This is a genomic window from Pedobacter miscanthi (assembly GCF_003315595.1).
GTDB lineage: Bacteria > Bacteroidota > Bacteroidia > Sphingobacteriales > Sphingobacteriaceae > Pedobacter > Pedobacter miscanthi.
In genome coordinates, this window is the sequence record NZ_QNQU01000001.1 from 413,065 (window position 1) to 429,894 (window position 16,830).

Annotated in this window: 21 protein-coding genes; all 21 read right to left on the bottom strand. The window is 44.6% G+C overall.

What is annotated here, in order from left to right; genetic code table 11:
* Positions 1-141: 141 nt before the first annotated feature.
* The 21 genes from DRW42_RS01875 to DRW42_RS01975 all read right to left on the bottom strand — a co-directional run bounded on the left by DRW42_RS01875 (position 142) and on the right by DRW42_RS01975 (position 16,829).
* Complete coding sequence (locus DRW42_RS01875) at positions 142-936, bottom strand: hypothetical protein (protein ID WP_113947110.1); 795 nt, start codon at positions 934-936, stop codon at positions 142-144.
* A gap of 56 nt (positions 937-992) precedes the next feature.
* Complete coding sequence (locus tag DRW42_RS28545) at positions 993-1,595, bottom strand: hypothetical protein (protein WP_147243646.1); 603 nt, start codon at positions 1,593-1,595, stop codon at positions 993-995.
* Positions 1,596-2,405 carry a DUF4099 domain-containing protein gene (locus tag DRW42_RS01885; RefSeq protein ID WP_113947112.1) on the bottom strand — a complete coding sequence of 270 codons (810 nt, stop codon included), beginning with the start codon at positions 2,403-2,405 and terminating at the stop codon, positions 1,596-1,598.
* Between the two features lie 14 nt (positions 2,406-2,419).
* On the bottom strand, positions 2,420-3,046 hold the full coding sequence (locus DRW42_RS01890; protein WP_158544253.1) for a M23 family metallopeptidase: 627 nt from the start codon (positions 3,044-3,046) through the stop codon (positions 2,420-2,422).
* A complete protein-coding gene (locus tag DRW42_RS01895; protein ID WP_113947114.1) occupies positions 2,961-4,919 on the bottom strand; it encodes a type IV secretion system DNA-binding domain-containing protein in 1,959 nt (652 codons plus the stop codon). The genes DRW42_RS01890 and DRW42_RS01895 overlap by 86 nt, the downstream gene beginning before the upstream one ends.
* Positions 4,920-4,930: 11 nt before the next feature.
* Positions 4,931-5,758 carry a DUF4138 domain-containing protein gene (locus DRW42_RS01900; protein ID WP_113947115.1) on the bottom strand — a complete coding sequence of 276 codons (828 nt, stop codon included), beginning with the start codon at positions 5,756-5,758 and terminating at the stop codon, positions 4,931-4,933.
* A gap of 5 nt (positions 5,759-5,763) precedes the next feature.
* Positions 5,764-6,963: a conjugative transposon protein TraM gene (gene traM, locus DRW42_RS01905; protein ID WP_113947116.1), complete on the bottom strand. Its 1,200-nt coding sequence runs from the start codon at positions 6,961-6,963 to the stop codon at positions 5,764-5,766.
* Positions 6,960-7,388, bottom strand: coding sequence for a hypothetical protein (locus tag DRW42_RS01910; protein ID WP_113947117.1), 429 nt, complete (start codon positions 7,386-7,388; stop codon positions 6,960-6,962). The genes traM and DRW42_RS01910 overlap by 4 nt, the downstream gene beginning before the upstream one ends.
* A complete protein-coding gene (gene traK, locus DRW42_RS01915) occupies positions 7,366-7,980 on the bottom strand; it encodes a conjugative transposon protein TraK (RefSeq protein WP_113947118.1) in 615 nt (204 codons plus the stop codon). The genes DRW42_RS01910 and traK overlap by 23 nt, the downstream gene beginning before the upstream one ends.
* Positions 7,981-8,006: 26 nt before the next feature.
* Positions 8,007-9,155, bottom strand: coding sequence for a TraJ family protein (locus DRW42_RS01920; protein WP_113947119.1), 1,149 nt, complete (start codon positions 9,153-9,155; stop codon positions 8,007-8,009).
* A 21-nt stretch (positions 9,156-9,176) separates the two neighbouring features.
* Positions 9,177-9,980, bottom strand: coding sequence for a hypothetical protein (locus tag DRW42_RS01925; protein ID WP_147243648.1), 804 nt, complete (start codon positions 9,978-9,980; stop codon positions 9,177-9,179).
* Positions 9,977-10,666 (bottom strand): hypothetical protein, encoded by a 690-nt coding sequence (locus DRW42_RS01930; RefSeq protein ID WP_113947121.1) that lies wholly within the window; start codon positions 10,664-10,666, stop codon positions 9,977-9,979. Before DRW42_RS01930 ends, DRW42_RS01925 begins: the two co-directional genes overlap by 4 nt.
* Positions 10,663-11,331, bottom strand: coding sequence for a hypothetical protein (locus DRW42_RS01935; protein WP_113947122.1), 669 nt, complete (start codon positions 11,329-11,331; stop codon positions 10,663-10,665). The genes DRW42_RS01930 and DRW42_RS01935 overlap by 4 nt, the downstream gene beginning before the upstream one ends.
* The gene (locus DRW42_RS01940; protein WP_113947123.1) at positions 11,328-11,990 is read right to left on the bottom strand and encodes a hypothetical protein; all 663 of its coding nucleotides are present in this window, start codon (positions 11,988-11,990) and stop codon (positions 11,328-11,330) included. The genes DRW42_RS01935 and DRW42_RS01940 overlap by 4 nt, the downstream gene beginning before the upstream one ends.
* A 32-nt stretch (positions 11,991-12,022) precedes the next feature.
* Entirely contained in the window at positions 12,023-14,476 is a 2,454-nt protein-coding gene (locus DRW42_RS01945; protein ID WP_113947124.1) for a TraG family conjugative transposon ATPase, read from the bottom strand.
* Positions 14,454-14,765, bottom strand: a complete 312-nt coding sequence (locus DRW42_RS01950; protein WP_113947125.1) for a plasmid transfer protein — start codon at positions 14,763-14,765, stop codon at positions 14,454-14,456. The genes DRW42_RS01945 and DRW42_RS01950 overlap by 23 nt, the downstream gene beginning before the upstream one ends.
* 3 nt (positions 14,766-14,768) lie before the next feature.
* The gene (locus tag DRW42_RS01955; RefSeq protein ID WP_113947200.1) at positions 14,769-15,077 is read right to left on the bottom strand and encodes a DUF4134 domain-containing protein; all 309 of its coding nucleotides are present in this window, start codon (positions 15,075-15,077) and stop codon (positions 14,769-14,771) included.
* A gap of 79 nt (positions 15,078-15,156) precedes the next feature.
* A complete protein-coding gene (locus DRW42_RS01960; protein ID WP_113947126.1) occupies positions 15,157-15,471 on the bottom strand; it encodes a DUF4134 family protein in 315 nt (104 codons plus the stop codon).
* 2 nt (positions 15,472-15,473) lie between these two features.
* Positions 15,474-15,806 (bottom strand): hypothetical protein, encoded by a 333-nt coding sequence (locus DRW42_RS01965; RefSeq protein WP_113947127.1) that lies wholly within the window; start codon positions 15,804-15,806, stop codon positions 15,474-15,476.
* On the bottom strand, positions 15,803-16,174 hold the full coding sequence (locus DRW42_RS01970) for a hypothetical protein (protein ID WP_113947128.1): 372 nt from the start codon (positions 16,172-16,174) through the stop codon (positions 15,803-15,805). The genes DRW42_RS01965 and DRW42_RS01970 overlap by 4 nt, the downstream gene beginning before the upstream one ends.
* A 22-nt stretch (positions 16,175-16,196) precedes the next feature.
* The gene (locus DRW42_RS01975) at positions 16,197-16,829 is read right to left on the bottom strand and encodes a ParA family protein (protein WP_113947129.1); all 633 of its coding nucleotides are present in this window, start codon (positions 16,827-16,829) and stop codon (positions 16,197-16,199) included.
* Position 16,830: the final 1 nt, after the last annotated feature.

Genomic DNA, 16,830 nt, shown 5'->3' on the forward strand with positions numbered 1-16,830 from the left:
CTGATACCTGGCTGTTTGATTAAGTAATATTCACGCATTCTCCGGTATCCAAATGAAAAAAAGATCACTTATTTAAAAATCAAAAACAGAATAATAAAACCGGGGACCTAAGTCCCCAGTTTCAGTAGCTCATACATCAACTTATCTTCCCCGGCCATTTTTTTCTTCAATTGTAGCCTCCTCAACTACAGCATCCTTTTTTTCAGCCGGCGCCAAAGCCTTCGCAGAAACTTCTTTCAGATCGACCGCTTTGCTGTAAACCGAACTAAGATTATGATCATAAAAATCAAGCGTTTTAAACTGCGGGTTTGCTGCAACAAAACCCTTCATCTCTTTACCATCTTTTGAAAAACTCACTTCATGAAGGTTACCCCTCTCCAGGCTTTTCATCAACTGATCTTTAAACCCAGGCTTGTTGATATCCGGAAGAACAAACTTTTCAACTGCTGAAGCCAGGCTGAACCCATAATTCTCACCGTAATTTTTGACCGTATATCCCTTTTCAGGATCATGCTCCGAGAGATCAAGCTTTAGCCACATATTGGCTTTCTCGCCGCTTTTAAGTATAACATCTTTATTTACCGCGCGCCCTGAAAGCAGATTGTAACTTTCCTTTGCCGTCACACCTTTCCCTTTATTGATATAGAAAGTCTGGTCAATAGCGGCGGTCTCCCCCGCTTTTTGAAGAAACGCACTGTATTTATTAAAAAAATACATGTCTGTCTCCTTACTCTTTGAAAAGTCCAGCTCATAACGCATGGAATCGGCAAGGTCAGGTTTATCCTTGGCATTCTGAGCCGGCATAGTGATTTCAAAATGAAGCTTGATATCCGGAAGCTCTTTTTCAATAGCTTCTTTTAATTGTGGATTAAGCGATTCACCAAATCCAAGGTATTTCAGATTATTCTGAAGATACTCCAAGTTGTTTTCGTTCATAATAAATGGATTAATTTTGATAATTACAAAACCATGGTACCTAAAAGGACCTTGGTTTACTGGTTTAGAAAATCATGTAAAAAAGAAATTTTAGATTTCGGGACATACTGTCTGAAAAAAGGCCTGATTTTAGCCAATAAAAAAAACCGTCGCAAGGCAAGCTCGTGCTGGGGAATAAAGAGACTATGATCATAAAAGCTAAAAACGACCAGCTCATCCTGAAGCGTAAAACAAACCTTAATACCCCTATAATCCATACAGAACCGGATCGCGTGCAGGATATCAAGAAGGTCATTCCCCAAAAGCACGTTTATCTTTGCTTTTCGCAGCTCTTTAGATAGCTCTTGCGGATAATTACGGCCGGGATTGATGGCTATAAACAGCAGTTCCTCAGACCGGTTGAAACGCCCGGCATTGAAATGCAGAAAAGCGATGGCATCCATGGCGCTCAGGCAGACAAATACTTGCCTTACAATATTCAGATCGACCATCCTACTGCACCAAAAACCAGCCGAAATGGGTATCAGATGACCGTCTTTCCCAAAATGTTCGGACAGGCCACTGTTATAATCAAAGATCAGGGTACCGGAAATATCGGTCCGAAAAGAAAAAGCATAACTCTCGCATATCTCCCTGGCCGCGGAAAGAACACTGAACATCTACCTTGACATTCCAGACCGCGTATAGCCCCGACTGTGAGAAGTGCCGGCACTTATCTTTTCATCAGTCAACATATCCCCGAGCCTTGACATCTGCTGTTTCTCATATTCTTTGAATGCCTCTTTGTAGCCGTTATTTTTTTCATTGGTCTGAGCGAACATACCTTTGTCGCCGATCAGTGCCTTAAGTCCAGTCAACAAAAGATAAGAAATCCCTCCGTCCATCAATACAGAAACAACGAGCGCAAGCCTATTTGAACGCATGCCTTCGGCGCTCGTACTGCTCGCCTGGATTAAAGTACCATCTTCAAGCTCAATCTGCCTGCCTGCACTGTAACGTTCTTTTTGATAAGGGCTCAAAGCTATACCATTGACTTTTTCGGGCGCTTTGACCCTCATCATATCGGTTACGACAAATTCTTTTGTATCCCAGTCATATTCGACCAGCAGTGATTTTTTTTCCCCGTCGCGGTCGACTTCTTTTAGAATATTTGCTTTCTCCCCCAGAATGAGCTGATCAGCTTCTGTTTGATTAATATAAGATGGATTTAACGACTGTTTGTATACAGGATGGACTAGCAGGTCCGGTTTACCCGACACGCCCCTCACCAGAGAGAGTTTCACCTCCATCTCCTTGATCTCGATCCCGCTACGGGAGATATCATGGAGCTTGATCAGATTGGTCCTACCCCCGGATAAAAGTGCATGAATGTCTTTTCGGTCAATCAATAGTTCTTCTCCCCTGGCAAGTCCGATCTCCCGGAGCTGCTCCATGGGCAGATCTTTTTCATTTAATATTACTGTGTTCATAATAAATTTTAGTTTTAATGGTTAATTCCAGTCCTTTCTTCAATAGCCTGGTCAGGTGGTTTCTTCGGTTCGACGAAGTCATTTAAAAACAGGTAAAGCTTCTCTTTATCCATATTGCTAAAGAGATAGATCATTCGAAGCGGGTCAACAAATACTCCTTTATGTTTTATTCCAAAATGCAGGTGTTCTCCCGTTACCCTGCCGGTAGAGCCGGAGATAGCAATAGGAGTTCCAGAAGCCACAAGATTCCCTGCTCTTACCAGTGGGGCAAAAAGATGCCCGTAAATACTGGTATATGCCACATGGGCAATGACGATATAGTTCCCTATAATCTCATCAGATGACACCTTGACTACCTTTCCTGGCAGGATGGCCAATACGGTATCTGATTTCGCGTGGAGATCGATTCCAGTATGATAACTGTTTTTAATCCCCGTAACCGGGTGCGTCCGGTAACCAAATCCAGAGTTGATCTTAAAGCGGCGCAATGGAAGCGATAAGCTCAGGCCATCAAAAGACTGGGCATGGGCAATACTTAAAAACAGGAGCACCACCTCAAGCAAAACCAGCGACCATAACTTCGATTTCCCGGGTAATGCGCATAAAGTTGCTACGGAGTATTTCTTCCTTATTATCTCCAAAATCATAGTAAACAGGCAGTTCAACATATCCTTCTTCTTCTTTTTTGATTTCATGCATATTCAGGTTTATCCTGCAGTTAACCGCGGACGTTTCATACTTACCCGAAAATGAGCTTTGCGCATCCGCAGCAATTACCCCTACCATTTCGCCTGCACCGAGTGATGCGATCTTGCCCGCTGGGATCAATACTTCGAGTTTTTCACTCAAAGAAACCGAGACTTTGCTCCGGTCGATTGAAAGGCTTTCTCCCAACTGTTTAGACTTCCCAAGGATCCGTTCCATCCATTCGAGCGTTTCCTTATTCCTGACAGATCCCGAAAGCACATTTCCGATCACAGAGGTTATCGTAGAGGCCGTATCTTTACCATATTGCTGTTTAAACTGTGGCAGTTCCTGAAGCCCGATCAGTACAGCGACCCTGTTGGACCGTGCGGTAGCAATGAGGTTTTCAATACGGTGTACAAAAAGTGTAGGCACTTCATCAATAAGCAGCGCAGAAGGAAGATTACCCTTTGAATTAATCAGCCGTGTCAGCCTGTTCAGAACCACTGAATAACATGCGGAATTGATATTCTGGGTGTTGGGATCATTTGCCAGTACCAACATCCCGGGCGATTCCCTGCTGGAAATTTTTAGGTTAAAATCATCCCCGGAGAACACCCAGAAGCTCTCCTTTGTCGCCATTCGGCTCATAAATATTTTCAGTGTGCCGATCTGTCCTTCTAGCTGATCAAAAGCTTTTGCTGCAAATGCGGATTTAAAGGGAGAAAGCAGGGAAACCAGTTCAGGATCGGTAAACAGCACCGCGAATATCTCCGCATAAGACAGGTTTAAAAAAGCCATTACATGTGGCAGGCTTGAATGTTTTCCGTTTTCGTACCTGCTCAAAAAATAGATGATGGAGGCCAGAAAATTAATTGCAGACTGCGTAAAAAAAGCATCACTTCCACTGGCCTTATCTCCTTTTTTCAATGCCTCAACCGTTGCTTCAGCGGTTTCGGAAGCATCTGCCAGCGTCAGGATATAATCAGCCCGGAGTGGATTTATCCGCCTGCTCTTTTCAACCTCGTTCAGGTTGATCACATGAAAAGCAAATCCCTCGAGTAACCCTTTCTTCTTTGCGGCCAAATAGTGGTAGTACGCGATTTTTCCAAGGTCCGGATATTTGAAATCGTACAGGCATACCGCAAAAGACTTGGCGATCATCTGCCGGATAAACGGGTTTATGATCGAAAAGGATTTCCCCGAACCAGGCGTACCGATCACCATTGTTGCACGGAAGGGATTGACCAGGTTAATCCAGCCTTTTCGTACCCTTTTCCCATAATAAAAAAGCATCGGTATATTCACTGAGTACAGCGTCTCTACCTTGACCGTAGGCTGCATAAAACTTTCAGCCTCAACATTCCATTTATCTTTGCCCAGGCCCGAACGGATGATCTTGGACACATTGTCCATAGAAACGCTGATCATTGCCGCACCAAGCAGTGAACATATTATGTATCCCAGATCGTACCAGGAAGTATAGGCAAATACCCACGCAGAAGGTTTGCCATAAAAATAAATGCTTCCAAAATATAACAACAGACCAGCACAGAGCGGATAGACAATCTTACTTTTTACGTCAAAATCCGGCTGCTTTTTAGATAATGTGCCGATACTGACCAGACAGATCAACACAAAAACCCAAAGCTTGCTGTAAAGGAGTTCGTCATATACAGGTAGCAGTTTTATTTTATAAAGTCCTGCTGAAAAAAGCCCCCAGAATGGCGCATCAATGTATACAAATAGCGTAACCTCTAAAAAAACGCAGAAATAGATCAGGCATTGGAGAAAGCCGTGCAGCTTTTGGATCTCTTTTGACTCTTCCATAAAGCCATCAACTAATGCTCAAGTGGATCAGCGTCCAAGAGGTCTCCATACCGTATGCCAAAAGAAAGAACCCTACCTGAGATCTGCTTTTCTGAAAGTGTTACGTTAAGGATCTTATTTCCCGGAAAGGTGAATTTTCTAAAAATAAAAACATTCCGGTAATACTTACTGAAAGTTGAAACCCTGGAAAAAACATACTCCGGAACCAGATCGATTGACTGGCTATTAGCGGCCCGCATCATTTTTTTATCATCGATGCTAAACCTGACTTCATCAATATCAAACCTCAGATTACCTTTGTTCAGATAACTTATATCCAGAAATACATAGTCCCCCACGCTTGCGATCTTATTCAGCACTGCCTTAAGTCCATATCCTTTCGCCCTGACCGATCCAGTAGAAGAAGATTTTCTGAACATGGAAAGCGCATAAGCCCTCGCCTCTGATTCAGACAGCGCTACATCGGGCAATGAGATAGGCCGCATATCCGAACTGCCGATATCCAGATTGCTCCTGAAAAGGCTGTCCGATCTGCCCTGATCATAGACCAGGCTGAACTGGGAGATATTCTTTTCTCCAACTACGGTGAGCACCGCAGAAAAAGCCGAAGCACAGGAATCCATTAATTTCAATCTCAACAGGTTCGCCACCGGGATATCACCATGAACCTTAGAGGTTGAAATATCAACGTAACGGATATTTTCCGGTGAAAGGATATGCACGGTCATATCACTTTTAAGATATATGACCGACAGTGGCTTATTCAAAGGGAAAATCTGGGCAAAAGACTGCCAGGTGGCCAAAAAGCTTATGGCCAATAGAAAAAGTATTTTTTTCATAATGTTTATTTTGATTGTTTCTGAAACGATTGGGGATCGATAAGATAAACGCGGGTATTGTATTTGACCTTCGCCTTATTTTTTCTGATCAGCCCGGAAATCGCAGAGGAGGTTGAAGTAAATATCTTATCTACCGCGCTCATCAGGAATTCCTGCTGGTCTTTAGCGCCCCCTTGAGTAGAAAAGCCCTGGATTGATTCGGTCCCGAGGTTGCGGGAAAACTCCCTAAAGTTGGACGAAGGAACATACAAGCCTTCAAGGCCATCAAGATCATATATTTCGAGCCTGACAGGAATAATTTTATCTTCCCTTGCAATGGAGGTGATACTGAGTTTGACCCTTTGCTGGGAAAACCCTGAAATTTCTGCATAGAGATAGCTCCCTTTTTTTAGGGGCAGGGAATCAACAAACAGATCTTCCAATATCCGGATCCTGATCCTAGAACCAGAATATCCGGTTACGTTTTCATCGATAACGGCACAGATGGGAGTTCTTTCTTTTTCCGCCATGACCGTATTAAAAATACCTCCGGTAGCCCGCTGTTTAGTGACCGGCTGGACATCCTGGGATAGAGCGATCAAAGCCGGCTTTAATTTTTCTTTTCTTTTAAACTCTGCCTGATACTCCGGATCGTTGGCCTTTCCCATACTGTCCATATAGGACATCTGTTTTTTGAACACTTCCATCGGATCCCGTTCAAGCTCCTTAACATTTCGATCTACGACAGGTTGCCGGATAGGTTTCCCACGTTCAGCGAATGCTGAAAGTGCCTCTGCCATTGCCCTGTCTTCCGCCGAAAGCTGAGGTTTGGCCCTGTTGAAACCCCTGAAACCAGCGGAAGGAACTATCGAAGAACTTAACGCTGCTGTTTCCCTGACCTTAAGTACATGGCCGGTAGAATCCAGCGTGTTTTTCTGTTTTCCGGCATCCAGGGCAATGTACGCCTTTTCATCACCCTCAATGTTGTTAATCGCGCTATTCCCCTGCGAGTCCTTATAGCGGTCCCGGTAAGCGTCCAGTTTATCGGTAAGGCCACGTTTTCTTACCTGATCGGAAATATCGGCAATGTTACTGTTCATCCCCTGTTGGACTGTAACCTCCTCCTTTTGGCCGGCCGAACTTTGGTAGATATAGAAGAACAGGCATAAAAATGGTAGCGCCAGCAAAGGCACTATATATCTGGGCTGTTTTAAGTTTATTTTCATGGTTGTTGGATTGATTTAAGCTCCAGCAGCGCGTCTTCCAGAAATACAGAATCAGCCCTTGAAAGCTTCTTTTTATTTAAAACCGAGTCTACCTTGTCCCTGATGGTCATCGTGCGTCGCAGATCGCCTGCCGCTTTGGAAATGGAATTCAGTCCATGGTTACTTCCCTGAAGATTTTGAACACTGTCATTTTTTTTACTTACTACAGGTATATTCCCATCCCCGGACCTGAGATCAGAACTGAACGACCATAACACCGAATAGATCAGTGCAATGACCATACAGACAAATATTGTCCTTGGAAACCTTGATAAAACCAGGGTTAAAGAATGGTATATCTTTTTGATATAAGGCGCGAGCTCACTCTTGAGATCAGCCCATACCGTTTTTTCGGATGCCCTGTCAGAGCGAATTTTTCTGAACATTTTCGATGTCTTTATTTTCAATGGTTTTCCAACCGGTGATCAATACCCCGTGGGGATTATTTTCACTCCGGGGGATATCTTTCAGATATCCTTCGGTAATCAGCGAACGGAACACGGTCACGCTGCGCCGGTCTATCTTTTGCCTTCCATAATACCTGAAATACAGATGGGGCAGATCAAGGACTATAGAATCGGTCTGGAGGGTCAAAACAGAACTGCTTGAAAGCACGGAGCTGAAATAACCTTTTTCCTTCAGGTCATTATATTGCCGGGCACCTGATTCATCAATCAGGTACATCGCCCGTTTCATCTGGTACTCAATAAAGCGGTCATCGGGCGTGAGCGAAAAGAAAATGGAATGGAACAGGTCGATATGGGCCTTATATTCTGCTGGCCGGTTCATCTGCACATCGGTCTGTTTAGCAAGGATGGGCACATTATTATCCAGTATATAAATGCTCTTCCGGGCAGAAATGACCTGCTTATAGGCATAGACCGATACCACTATGCTTACCAGTAAGGCAAGCAACAGACTCCCTATTGATACAAAAGTGGCCAGGAGGATCCTGGATTCGATATTTTTGACGATCATAATAAATGGTTAATAGAGATAAAGAATCAAAAGAATTTTCCCGATGCCTTTTTCGCCATTCCCATAACGGTCTGGGAGCCCCGGCCAAAGTTGGATGCGGCGGAGCTGATCCCCGAAGTAGAAATGATCCAGGTCGAGATGCTGGGTACGGTGAACATGCAGATCGCGCCGATCAGAAAACTGAGGATCACCGTTCCGAATGACAGGATTCCGTTTCCGGCAAACCAGGCCATTTTTTCCATATTCACCGCCTCCCCGTTCTCCCCGATCAGCTCTTTATACCTGCTGATCTCCATGGTCATGGCCGTTTTTTGGAGCAGGGCGATAATGTACATCACCAGATATCCGATCCCTAAATAAAGATTTACCGAAACAAACCTCGCAATCCATGTACTCAAAGAGTCCCTAAAAGAAGGCAGGACACTTGCAGCAACGGCAAATGGCCCCAGGATAATCAGGATCGCGGAATAAATGATCTGGATGATAAACAGCACATAGACCGCCAAGCGGAGGATCCAGATTCCCAGCAGTTCCAATAACTGCGTGAGTAACAACTGCATGCCGATCTTCAGGCGGTTCTTGAGTTCAATAACCGGGCTGATGACCGTCGACATCCCCTCTTTTACCGAACTGGTCACCGAATCCCATGCCTGGCCGATCCAGGTATCGGACTCTTTTTCTGCAAGTTCTGTCTCTGCCTGAAAACTGTAAAGCGCATTGGCAACCTTGATCATATAGTCAGCACGGATCAGCCGCAGGTTATTGACGTTGGCCTGTTCACTCATGTACATCTCTTCGGTTTTCACCGCTACCAGGTCCGTTGGAAAAGCAATGACCTTGGTAAAAGCACCCCACCATAAAATAATCATCACCAGCCCGAAAGGGCGGAGCAAAGGCATAATCTCCAGCTTTTTGTCCCCCGAAATCATCTCATAAGACTTAATGGCAAAGAATATGATCATGAAAATGGCAGCCAGTGCCTTGGCATCACCAATAAAAAGATCGAAATGCTCCCATAGGGAATTTTTAAGTCCTTTTAAAAAGACCATCACCCCCTCCTCGTATACCCCATTCCCCTGCAGGAATTCAAATGACCGGCGGTAATTGGTAGTCTGGGCAGATGCCGCAATGGCCAATACCATCAGCAGCGAAATAAGCCCTACATATTTTTTCATAATAAACAGTTTAGGATAACATTAATATTTACGGTTGCGCAGTACCTCCCGCGCTATTTCAACATCAGTGTTCTGATTCCATTTTTCGATCCGGGTTTCCTGAGCCTTTAGTTTTTTTTGAAGGAGATTCTGCGCAATAAAGCGTCCTGCAGTGGAAACCCTTGTCGACCAGATGCCCATCAGCTTTCGGTAATCCATCAGCATCCCATGATAAGATAGGATCCTTGCTCCCCGGTCCTGATTGGTTTTTCTGGTCATATCCAGCCTTTCGGCCAGCATTTTCATTTCACCATTATACCAGTCATAACTTCCTTCGCTGATCAGTTTGGCCTTGATGCCGGCACTTAAACCCTCCACCGCGAGCAGCGGATCAAAATCCGTTATAGCCTTTAGCTGATGGGAATAATAGAGCAACCATAAAGGATCCGCAGCGGATAATAAGCCGGAATGGCCCAGGATTTCTTCTTTTGCCACATTGCCCAATGAATCTGAATGAAGTTCATAAGACCGGTCTGCATCTTTTTGAAGCCCCGCCAGTGACAGCCGCTGCAGTTGTGGCCCCGTGCCAGCGAGGGGACGCAGATCGGTCTTTGGATAATTGGGATGTAGTCCCCAGGTCAGCCAATAATAGGGATTGATGCCCAGCCACCCTGATGTCGGGGTAAACTTTGAACGGTCCCATTGCTTGAAAACCATGCGCTCCTGCTGATTGACCATGCTCTCATCTCGGATAGATTTTTGGGCATGGGATAACCCTGCCAAAAGCATCAATAACACAAAGGTAGGCAAGACCCCTGCTATCTTATTTATTCTTATTTTTTTCATCTTTTTAGGTATTTAGCGTTTCTGATAATATCTTCCACGACCGAGCGGTCCTGACTGATAAAGGAAGAAATGGGATTAAGTGAAGAAAAAACGCCCTTTATTTTGGCATAATACATAGCCTTCCAGGCGCCATAGGTAAGTCCGGAGAGGATGTGAAGTTCAGCATTGATCTTTCGCAGTAGCGCATCCCTTGCCGCATGATCCATAAGTATGTTATTCCCACTCTTAAGCACAAAACCGGAAACTTCGCTGAATAATCTAACCGCACGAGAATTCATCTCACGGTACATGTCTTCAGCGAAAAGCAATAGGTAAGGCTCGGATTTAGCCAGTTCTGCCATCTGGGTGGAATAATGCAATATTTCCCCGCAGACCGTCGCCATGTTTTTGACCATCAGCCCTCCTTTCAACGCGGAATTAACATTAGACAGTCCTTCATAAATAATCGATTGAGCAGTGACAACAGTGGCACAGTTCAGGTTGATCTGTTTCAGGCTTGCGTTTATCCTGTCCAAAAATTCATTATGCGTCATCTCCGCCGCACTCCTCACGGCAAAATTTTCATTGACGATACCAAAGTGCCTGGAATCAAAAACTACCCGCTGGGCATATCCCCCTAATGAACAGCCCCCTAGTACAAGCAAAGTACCCCATACATAAATCAGCATTAACAGTTGCTTTTTCATCTCTTTAAATATTTGGCGTTTCGGATAATATCCTCAATGAGCGAACGGTCGGTACTGATGTAATCTGAAAATGGGTTTAGCCGCATAAAGAGTGCCTTCATATTTCCATAAGAAATCATATTCAGCAGCTCGGAGGATATCCCGCGCAGCTTGGAGAGTTCAGCAAGAAAAAAATCAAAAAGGATTTTCCTATCCGAAACTTTCATCTGGTTCACCGCACCTATGCTTACCGTTAAGCCTATCAGAAAAGAAAGCAGATCTTTGGACCTCAAGAGAAACTCGGCTTCGGTCTGATACACCAATAAAAGCAAGGCTGGGTTCGCTCTGGCCAGTTCATAGAATTTCACCTGGTCATCCGTAATACCCTGTACCAACGGAACCGCTTTTAATCCTATATCCATAGCAACCATTGCCGTGCCGATCAGGTTAAAACGGCCCTGTATTTCCCGGTAGCTGTTTTTCAGCTTAGCAAGCATCGTGCGGTTCGCCTGCTCATTGATCAAGGTTAAACTTTGTTTATCCCTAGCGGCCTGCTGCTTTTCATTTTCTGACTTTGAATCGCTCACCAGCTGATGGATCCCGGGGATATTAAGTGCCTTCTGCTGGCCATGGCTTCCAAGAAAGCAGCCAAAAACCAAATGTATGATCAAGATAAATCCTTTCATTTTTTTAAGTATTTAGCATCCGTTATAACCTGATTAGCAATCCTGACATCCATATTCACCCAACCTGCCCAGGGATTGAGCGAAGCAAACAATCCCTTCATTTTCGCCCAATACATAGCCCTGTGCATTCCATAAGCGGTACCGCGCAGGATCCGCATCTGGGTCGCAATATTGTTGAGCAGTTTTGAGCGTTCCCCGGCATCCATCAGGTTTCCCTTGCCGCCTTTTAAGACAAAAGTCCCCACCTCGCTCCCCAGCGAAAGTGCCCTGACCTTAAATTCACGGGCTCCCTGCTCGGCGAATAATAGCAGCACGGGATCGGACTTTGCGAGTTCAACCGTTTTTTCTACATCCCCTACAATATCAAGCCCTATTTCACCGATCTCTTTTACCGACACCAAGTTATTCATCACCGCAGCAACCTGCGTCAGCCCCTGATAGATCCTATCCTGCAGATCGTTTACGATCAGCAGCTGACCGCTCACCGCAAGCTGACCTTTTGAGATCAGGCTCAAGTTATCGTTTGTACGGTTCAACTGGCCATTGATCACCGTGGCATGCCCGGCAATAGCCCCAGAAGTCAACGGATCGACATAAAGCGTCTGGGCCGAAGTATACAGGCAGGGCAAAGCCATTAAAAACATAAGTATTGTTTTCATATCCTAATTGTTTAATAATAAAGTTTAACTGATTATTGACCCGGAGCAAGGTTGACCGAAGTGACAAATTCCCCGATGGATAGCCCGCTGGATTTCAGGTCTGAAACAAAAGCGTCCAGTGCCTCCGGATAAGATCCAAACCGCAAAACATAACTTTCTACAGCCAGTTTCTCCGGTTTTTCCGTGGTATAGCATAAATACTGTTCAAGCGAAACTTCTACCCCATATACCTCACCGACAGCGCCACGCCTGAAATATAGTTCCTTAAACCTCCCCCTACCAGACTTGTTATCGAGCTGATTGACACTAAATATCTTCTTCTTTTCGGTTTCATTGATCGAAAGCAGTGCTGCAATCTCTTTGTAGCTATCTTTAAACTTGGTCTGGTCGAGCAATATGACCGTATCAGAAGAGCTGATAATTGTATTTTTTACGATCTCATTTCCAATAATATCTTCCAGGTCCTGGGTAACGGTGGCAATCTCTCCCCAGAATTTGCGGGCTGTTTTATAAACAAAAACCAGAAAACCGGCCATAAGCGGAGAAGAGATAGATTTCCATGCTTCCTCTATTGCCAATAACTTTCTAAATCCATCTCTATGCCTTAGCTTCTGGACATAAATATCCATAATGATCAGCGTAACAAGGGGAAACAATATCTTATGGTCCTTCACATTATCAATTTCGAAGACTATAAACCGCTCATTTAAAAGAGAAGTATCGCCAGGCTTGTTGAGTATTTTACCAAACTCCCCTCCTGAATAAAACTTCCTCAAAATAAACCTCGCCTGCTCAAAATCAAAAGGAATTGATTCCTCTTTCATAATCAGCGGGATCTTGTAGAGTGCAAACTCATAGAAGGAATCAAAACAGAGTGTGCTGATTGCCGGCACGCCCGCTACCGGGCTGAACCAATTGGCATAATACGCGCCGATCACATTTGACCAGACATCCCTTTCCAGCTGTGTTGCTGACCCATCCTGCCCTTTTACGCAAAGGATAATCAAGGTGGAGAGGAAATCTTTTTTTTCAATATTGTATTCCCGCTCACTCATCGCGAAGGGGTTCATCGTGATCGGTTCCTGGTCAGAATAAGTGATGTATTTACCCCCAAAATAACTGCAGAGTCCGGAATAGGAATGGCCCGTATCGATAATTACCACGTCCATATTGTAAAGCTGGTACTGTTCCAACAGCGAATTAAGCGCATAGGATTTACCGGTTCCTGATGAACCCAGGATGAATTTATTGCGGTTACTTATCCTGCCGGTTGCCATTGGCAGATCTTCCGGATCGATTGCCACAGGCACGCCGTTTCTATCGGTAAAACGGATCAAAAAACTGGACTTTTCGTCTTTCTGGGGAGCCTCCTTAAAAAGCAGGCAGAGGGCAGCTTGAGCAGTGGTCAAAAACAGATCATACTTTTTAAGCTCAACAGCATTGCCTGGTAAACAGGTCCGAAAGAGTTCCATCTGGTTATAGGCGTTTTTTGAAGGCACGATGCCCATCTGAAAAAGCGCACTTTCTATAAAGTTACAGCTCTTGGAAATATGTTCATTCCTGGCACAGACCACGATATTAAAATGTGCGTTGACGAGTGAATGGTTGTCCCTGGCCACATCATCAAGCAGCATCGAGATATCTTCCACACAGATACTGTTTACCGGATCGGGGATCCCCGAATGACGTTTCTTTTTAAGTTCCAAGCCGGCAAGCACTTTTGGTTGGGAAGGAATTTCAATAACCTGGTTATAAAGCAGAGAGTCAAAATCCGGAACCCGGAAAAGAAAAGAAAGCATATCGACAGGAAAATCCCTCACCCTGCCTCCCTCCGCAAGATTGCCAAAAACTGGGATTTCGCGGGGCAGCTCGATCTGATCGATATCTATCAGCGGGATGCACCGGATTGTCTTTTCCCCAAGGCCGATTTCAGTCTCCCCGGATTTATAATTGTTCAACGCTACCCGATTTTGAGAAAAATCCATAGCCATTGTCCGCAGAACAAGCTTATTGATTTCCCTTTCCCGCAGAAGGTTTGGGATCATGCCGCTGGAAACCATAATATCCATGACTTTGGAAATCATCTGCCGGAAATCCCGCAAGGCTGTTTTATCATACTTATAAAAACGCGAAATTGCAGCCTTCCTGGTGATGACCAGATAAGTTTGCAGCTTATTGAAAATACGGCCTGAGAAATGTTTATTGTAGCACTGTTGCAGGTATTCTTTTGCCGGCGGGGGTTGGTAAACTGCTTTTGAAATGACGTCGATCTTCTGGATGATATGCCCTTCCCCAATAATGCCAACCAGGTTCATAAAAACGGAATGGAAATTTTCATAGGCATCTGTATCAGCCCCATATTGGCTAACAGGGTTTTCCATTCTGATCACAACCGAAAATTCCCCGTTCAGCCCGTATAGCAGGTCTTCGCCAATTCCGGCATCAACACCCAGATAGGGAAGCTTAAATTCGTTCTTGCCTGACATATCTATAGATTTTTTGAAGCTTACATCGGTGCAGATAGATCCCCCATAACTTATTTTTATCATAGAGCCCTTTTTTCTGGCGGTAACCAAGCCAGAAAAACCCGGAAACGATCATACTGATCATGAGTACCGCCCCGACATACATACTCAACATGGCCATTAATAAAGCACCGCTTATCAATGAAAAAAGCAATATCCCGAGGCCCCAGTAAATAAACCTGCCCTTAAAACCTTTATAGGTCAGTGGGCGCTGAAGGCCTTTGTATACTTTGAATCTTTTGGCTTCCATAATTTACAGCCCAAAAAAAGCTTTTACGATCAGCGAAGAAAGCACCAGAAAAAGGCATGAACCGCCCCATCCCATCAATTCCTTGTTGATATCCTGGTCCCCGCTGTTCCATTTGGAATAGACCCTTATCCCGCCAACAATTCCCACAATACCTCCGATAACCAGTGCAATATTTGTGGCGGGATCAATATAGGTCTGCAGGGTTGAAGTAGCGGTGTTCAACCCGTTAACGCCGCTCTGGGCCGCAGCATAACCGAAGATAGTTATCAGGTAAAGAAAGATAACAAACCGGATGTTCTTGATTTTTTTCATAATAATGTTGATTAAAAAATAAATGGATGGAAATAAAAAAAGCCCCATAGGAGCTATATAATTCATATTAAAAAATAAATTAAAGACCAAAAAGATGTAAAAGAAAAGTCCAGGTCAAAAGCACAAAGAGGGAGGAGAAAAACCAGGCAGGAATATCCATACCCACATCTTTTCCCATCTGCCATTTATGGTAGACCACTACTGCCCCGAACAGTGCAACCAGGGCGGAAACCACATAGGAAAAGTCCCGCATCGAAAAAAAATATTCTCTTATCCATGAACGCGCCTGTCCCATTTCAGCAATTCCGGGCTGTGCAAAAGCAACCAAAGGATCAGCAACCAGCACAGCTAACTGAGCCAGCGACAGCAATATCAAAAACCTAAACCTTCCCATAATTAAAAACTGACCTGTCTGGTGTATTCAATGGATTCATCACGGGCAAGCTCAAAGAGTTCCCGGATCGAAATCCCGCCTGAGGATACAATCGGTGAATCCGCAGCGTCCCCATCTCCTTCCCCTATAAAGTAAGCGATTTCTGAAAACCCGGGATCCAGATCCTCCATTGCTATTTTTTGCGGAAGGTCTGAAGAAGAAAGTCCGACGGAAATCAACCCTGCATCACCAGTTTCATTGGCCCTGTAAGCCCTGGAGTAATCAAAGAACAGGTTAGCTCCATAATAACAGCAGTAAGCCCCACTGAGGTAAATAATAAATTGTGTCCAAGTCATAGCTCAAAATTTTCTAAAGATTGTTTGATATAAGTTTTTAATTCAGGGTGCTGCTGAAACAGGTAATGGATAGAAAAAGCGATAAAACGGTTCATGTCAATTCCCGAGGCCAGCTTAAAACTGTTCAACAGTTTTACCGTCCTGGAATCCAGCCTTGGGTGGAGCATGTGTGTATTGGCTGAACAGTCAAATCCGCTCATCGCCTCCAGGATCGCCCCTGCAGCAACTATCACTTTCTTATCCTTCACCTGTTTAGCTAATGGCGGAGCAGGCTTTCCAGGCTCACCACGCGCCCCCGGCCTGCTATCAGGGGATGATGAAATTGATCTGCGCAGTTCATCCGCGATCGAAGTAATTTTTTTTTCCATAATAGGTTGTTAGGTTAAGGAGTCAGGAATCCGAAAGGCCAATATGGCTTTCGTAAATCTTTTCAAAGACAGGCAGGATAATGGGATAAAGTACCAGAGGCGTCTGAAACGTGCTCGTCCGCTGAAAATCCACCCGGTCAGAAATCGGCGCAGTCAAAGATCCAAAGCGGATCAGCTGATGCTCTACCTCGGTCTGGGTTTCGTACTTTACGTTTCCCTTTACCCTATTGGGCACAAAAAATACCGGAACATCCTTATTTATTTTTTTAAGCACTACAGAAAAAAGTATCGTAGAATCAAAACTGAGTTCATCATAAGAAAAAGGGCAGAACACCAGGTCCGCAGAGGCGAATACCGGCATCAGGCCATCATCATCAAGTTTGCCGGGAAGATCAATGATCACAATATGTTCAGGGCTTTGGGAAAGCACAGTGAACATGGAAGGAAAATGTTCCAGTCCCGCCGCGATGACCTCATAGGGTTCAGTGTTCTCCAGTATCTTGGCTTTCTCATATTTCTGGGCCAGCGACTGCTGGTAATCCATATCAATAACAGTAACCCGGCGTTTTTTAACAAGGGTTAAAAAATTAGCGAGCAATAACGTGAGCGTGCTTTTGCCAGCCCCCCCCTTTTGATTTCCAATAATTATAAGCATG

What these genes read in the sequence shown, in the direction of transcription:
- DRW42_RS01875 (WP_113947110.1), bottom strand. Translation starts at nt 936, where the DNA reads ATGAACGAAAACAACTTGGAGTATCTTCAGAATAATCTGAAATACCTT.
- DRW42_RS28545 (WP_147243646.1), bottom strand. Translation starts at nt 1,595, where the DNA reads ATGTTCAGTGTTCTTTCCGCGGCCAGGGAGATATGCGAGAGTTATGCT.
- DRW42_RS01885 (WP_113947112.1), bottom strand. Translation starts at nt 2,405, where the DNA reads ATGAACACAGTAATATTAAATGAAAAAGATCTGCCCATGGAGCAGCTC.
- DRW42_RS01895 (WP_113947114.1), bottom strand. Translation starts at nt 4,919, where the DNA reads ATGGAAGAGTCAAAAGAGATCCAAAAGCTGCACGGCTTTCTCCAATGC.
- DRW42_RS01900 (WP_113947115.1), bottom strand. Translation starts at nt 5,758, where the DNA reads ATGAAAAAAATACTTTTTCTATTGGCCATAAGCTTTTTGGCCACCTGG.
- traM (WP_113947116.1), bottom strand. Translation starts at nt 6,963, where the DNA reads ATGAAAATAAACTTAAAACAGCCCAGATATATAGTGCCTTTGCTGGCG.
- DRW42_RS01910 (WP_113947117.1), bottom strand. Translation starts at nt 7,388, where the DNA reads ATGTTCAGAAAAATTCGCTCTGACAGGGCATCCGAAAAAACGGTATGG.
- traK (WP_113947118.1), bottom strand. Translation starts at nt 7,980, where the DNA reads ATGATCGTCAAAAATATCGAATCCAGGATCCTCCTGGCCACTTTTGTA.
- DRW42_RS01920 (WP_113947119.1), bottom strand. Translation starts at nt 9,155, where the DNA reads ATGAAAAAATATGTAGGGCTTATTTCGCTGCTGATGGTATTGGCCATT.
- DRW42_RS01925 (WP_147243648.1), bottom strand. Translation starts at nt 9,980, where the DNA reads ATGAAAAAAATAAGAATAAATAAGATAGCAGGGGTCTTGCCTACCTTT.
- DRW42_RS01930 (WP_113947121.1), bottom strand. Translation starts at nt 10,666, where the DNA reads ATGAAAAAGCAACTGTTAATGCTGATTTATGTATGGGGTACTTTGCTT.
- DRW42_RS01935 (WP_113947122.1), bottom strand. Translation starts at nt 11,331, where the DNA reads ATGAAAGGATTTATCTTGATCATACATTTGGTTTTTGGCTGCTTTCTT.
- DRW42_RS01940 (WP_113947123.1), bottom strand. Translation starts at nt 11,990, where the DNA reads ATGAAAACAATACTTATGTTTTTAATGGCTTTGCCCTGCCTGTATACT.
- DRW42_RS01945 (WP_113947124.1), bottom strand. Translation starts at nt 14,476, where the DNA reads ATGTCAGGCAAGAACGAATTTAAGCTTCCCTATCTGGGTGTTGATGCC.
- DRW42_RS01950 (WP_113947125.1), bottom strand. Translation starts at nt 14,765, where the DNA reads ATGGAAGCCAAAAGATTCAAAGTATACAAAGGCCTTCAGCGCCCACTG.
- DRW42_RS01955 (WP_113947200.1), bottom strand. Translation starts at nt 15,077, where the DNA reads ATGAAAAAAATCAAGAACATCCGGTTTGTTATCTTTCTTTACCTGATA.
- DRW42_RS01960 (WP_113947126.1), bottom strand. Translation starts at nt 15,471, where the DNA reads ATGGGAAGGTTTAGGTTTTTGATATTGCTGTCGCTGGCTCAGTTAGCT.
- DRW42_RS01965 (WP_113947127.1), bottom strand. Translation starts at nt 15,806, where the DNA reads ATGACTTGGACACAATTTATTATTTACCTCAGTGGGGCTTACTGCTGT.
- DRW42_RS01970 (WP_113947128.1), bottom strand. Translation starts at nt 16,174, where the DNA reads ATGGAAAAAAAAATTACTTCGATCGCGGATGAACTGCGCAGATCAATT.
- DRW42_RS01975 (WP_113947129.1), bottom strand. Translation starts at nt 16,829, where the DNA reads ATGCTTATAATTATTGGAAATCAAAAGGGGGGGGCTGGCAAAAGCACG.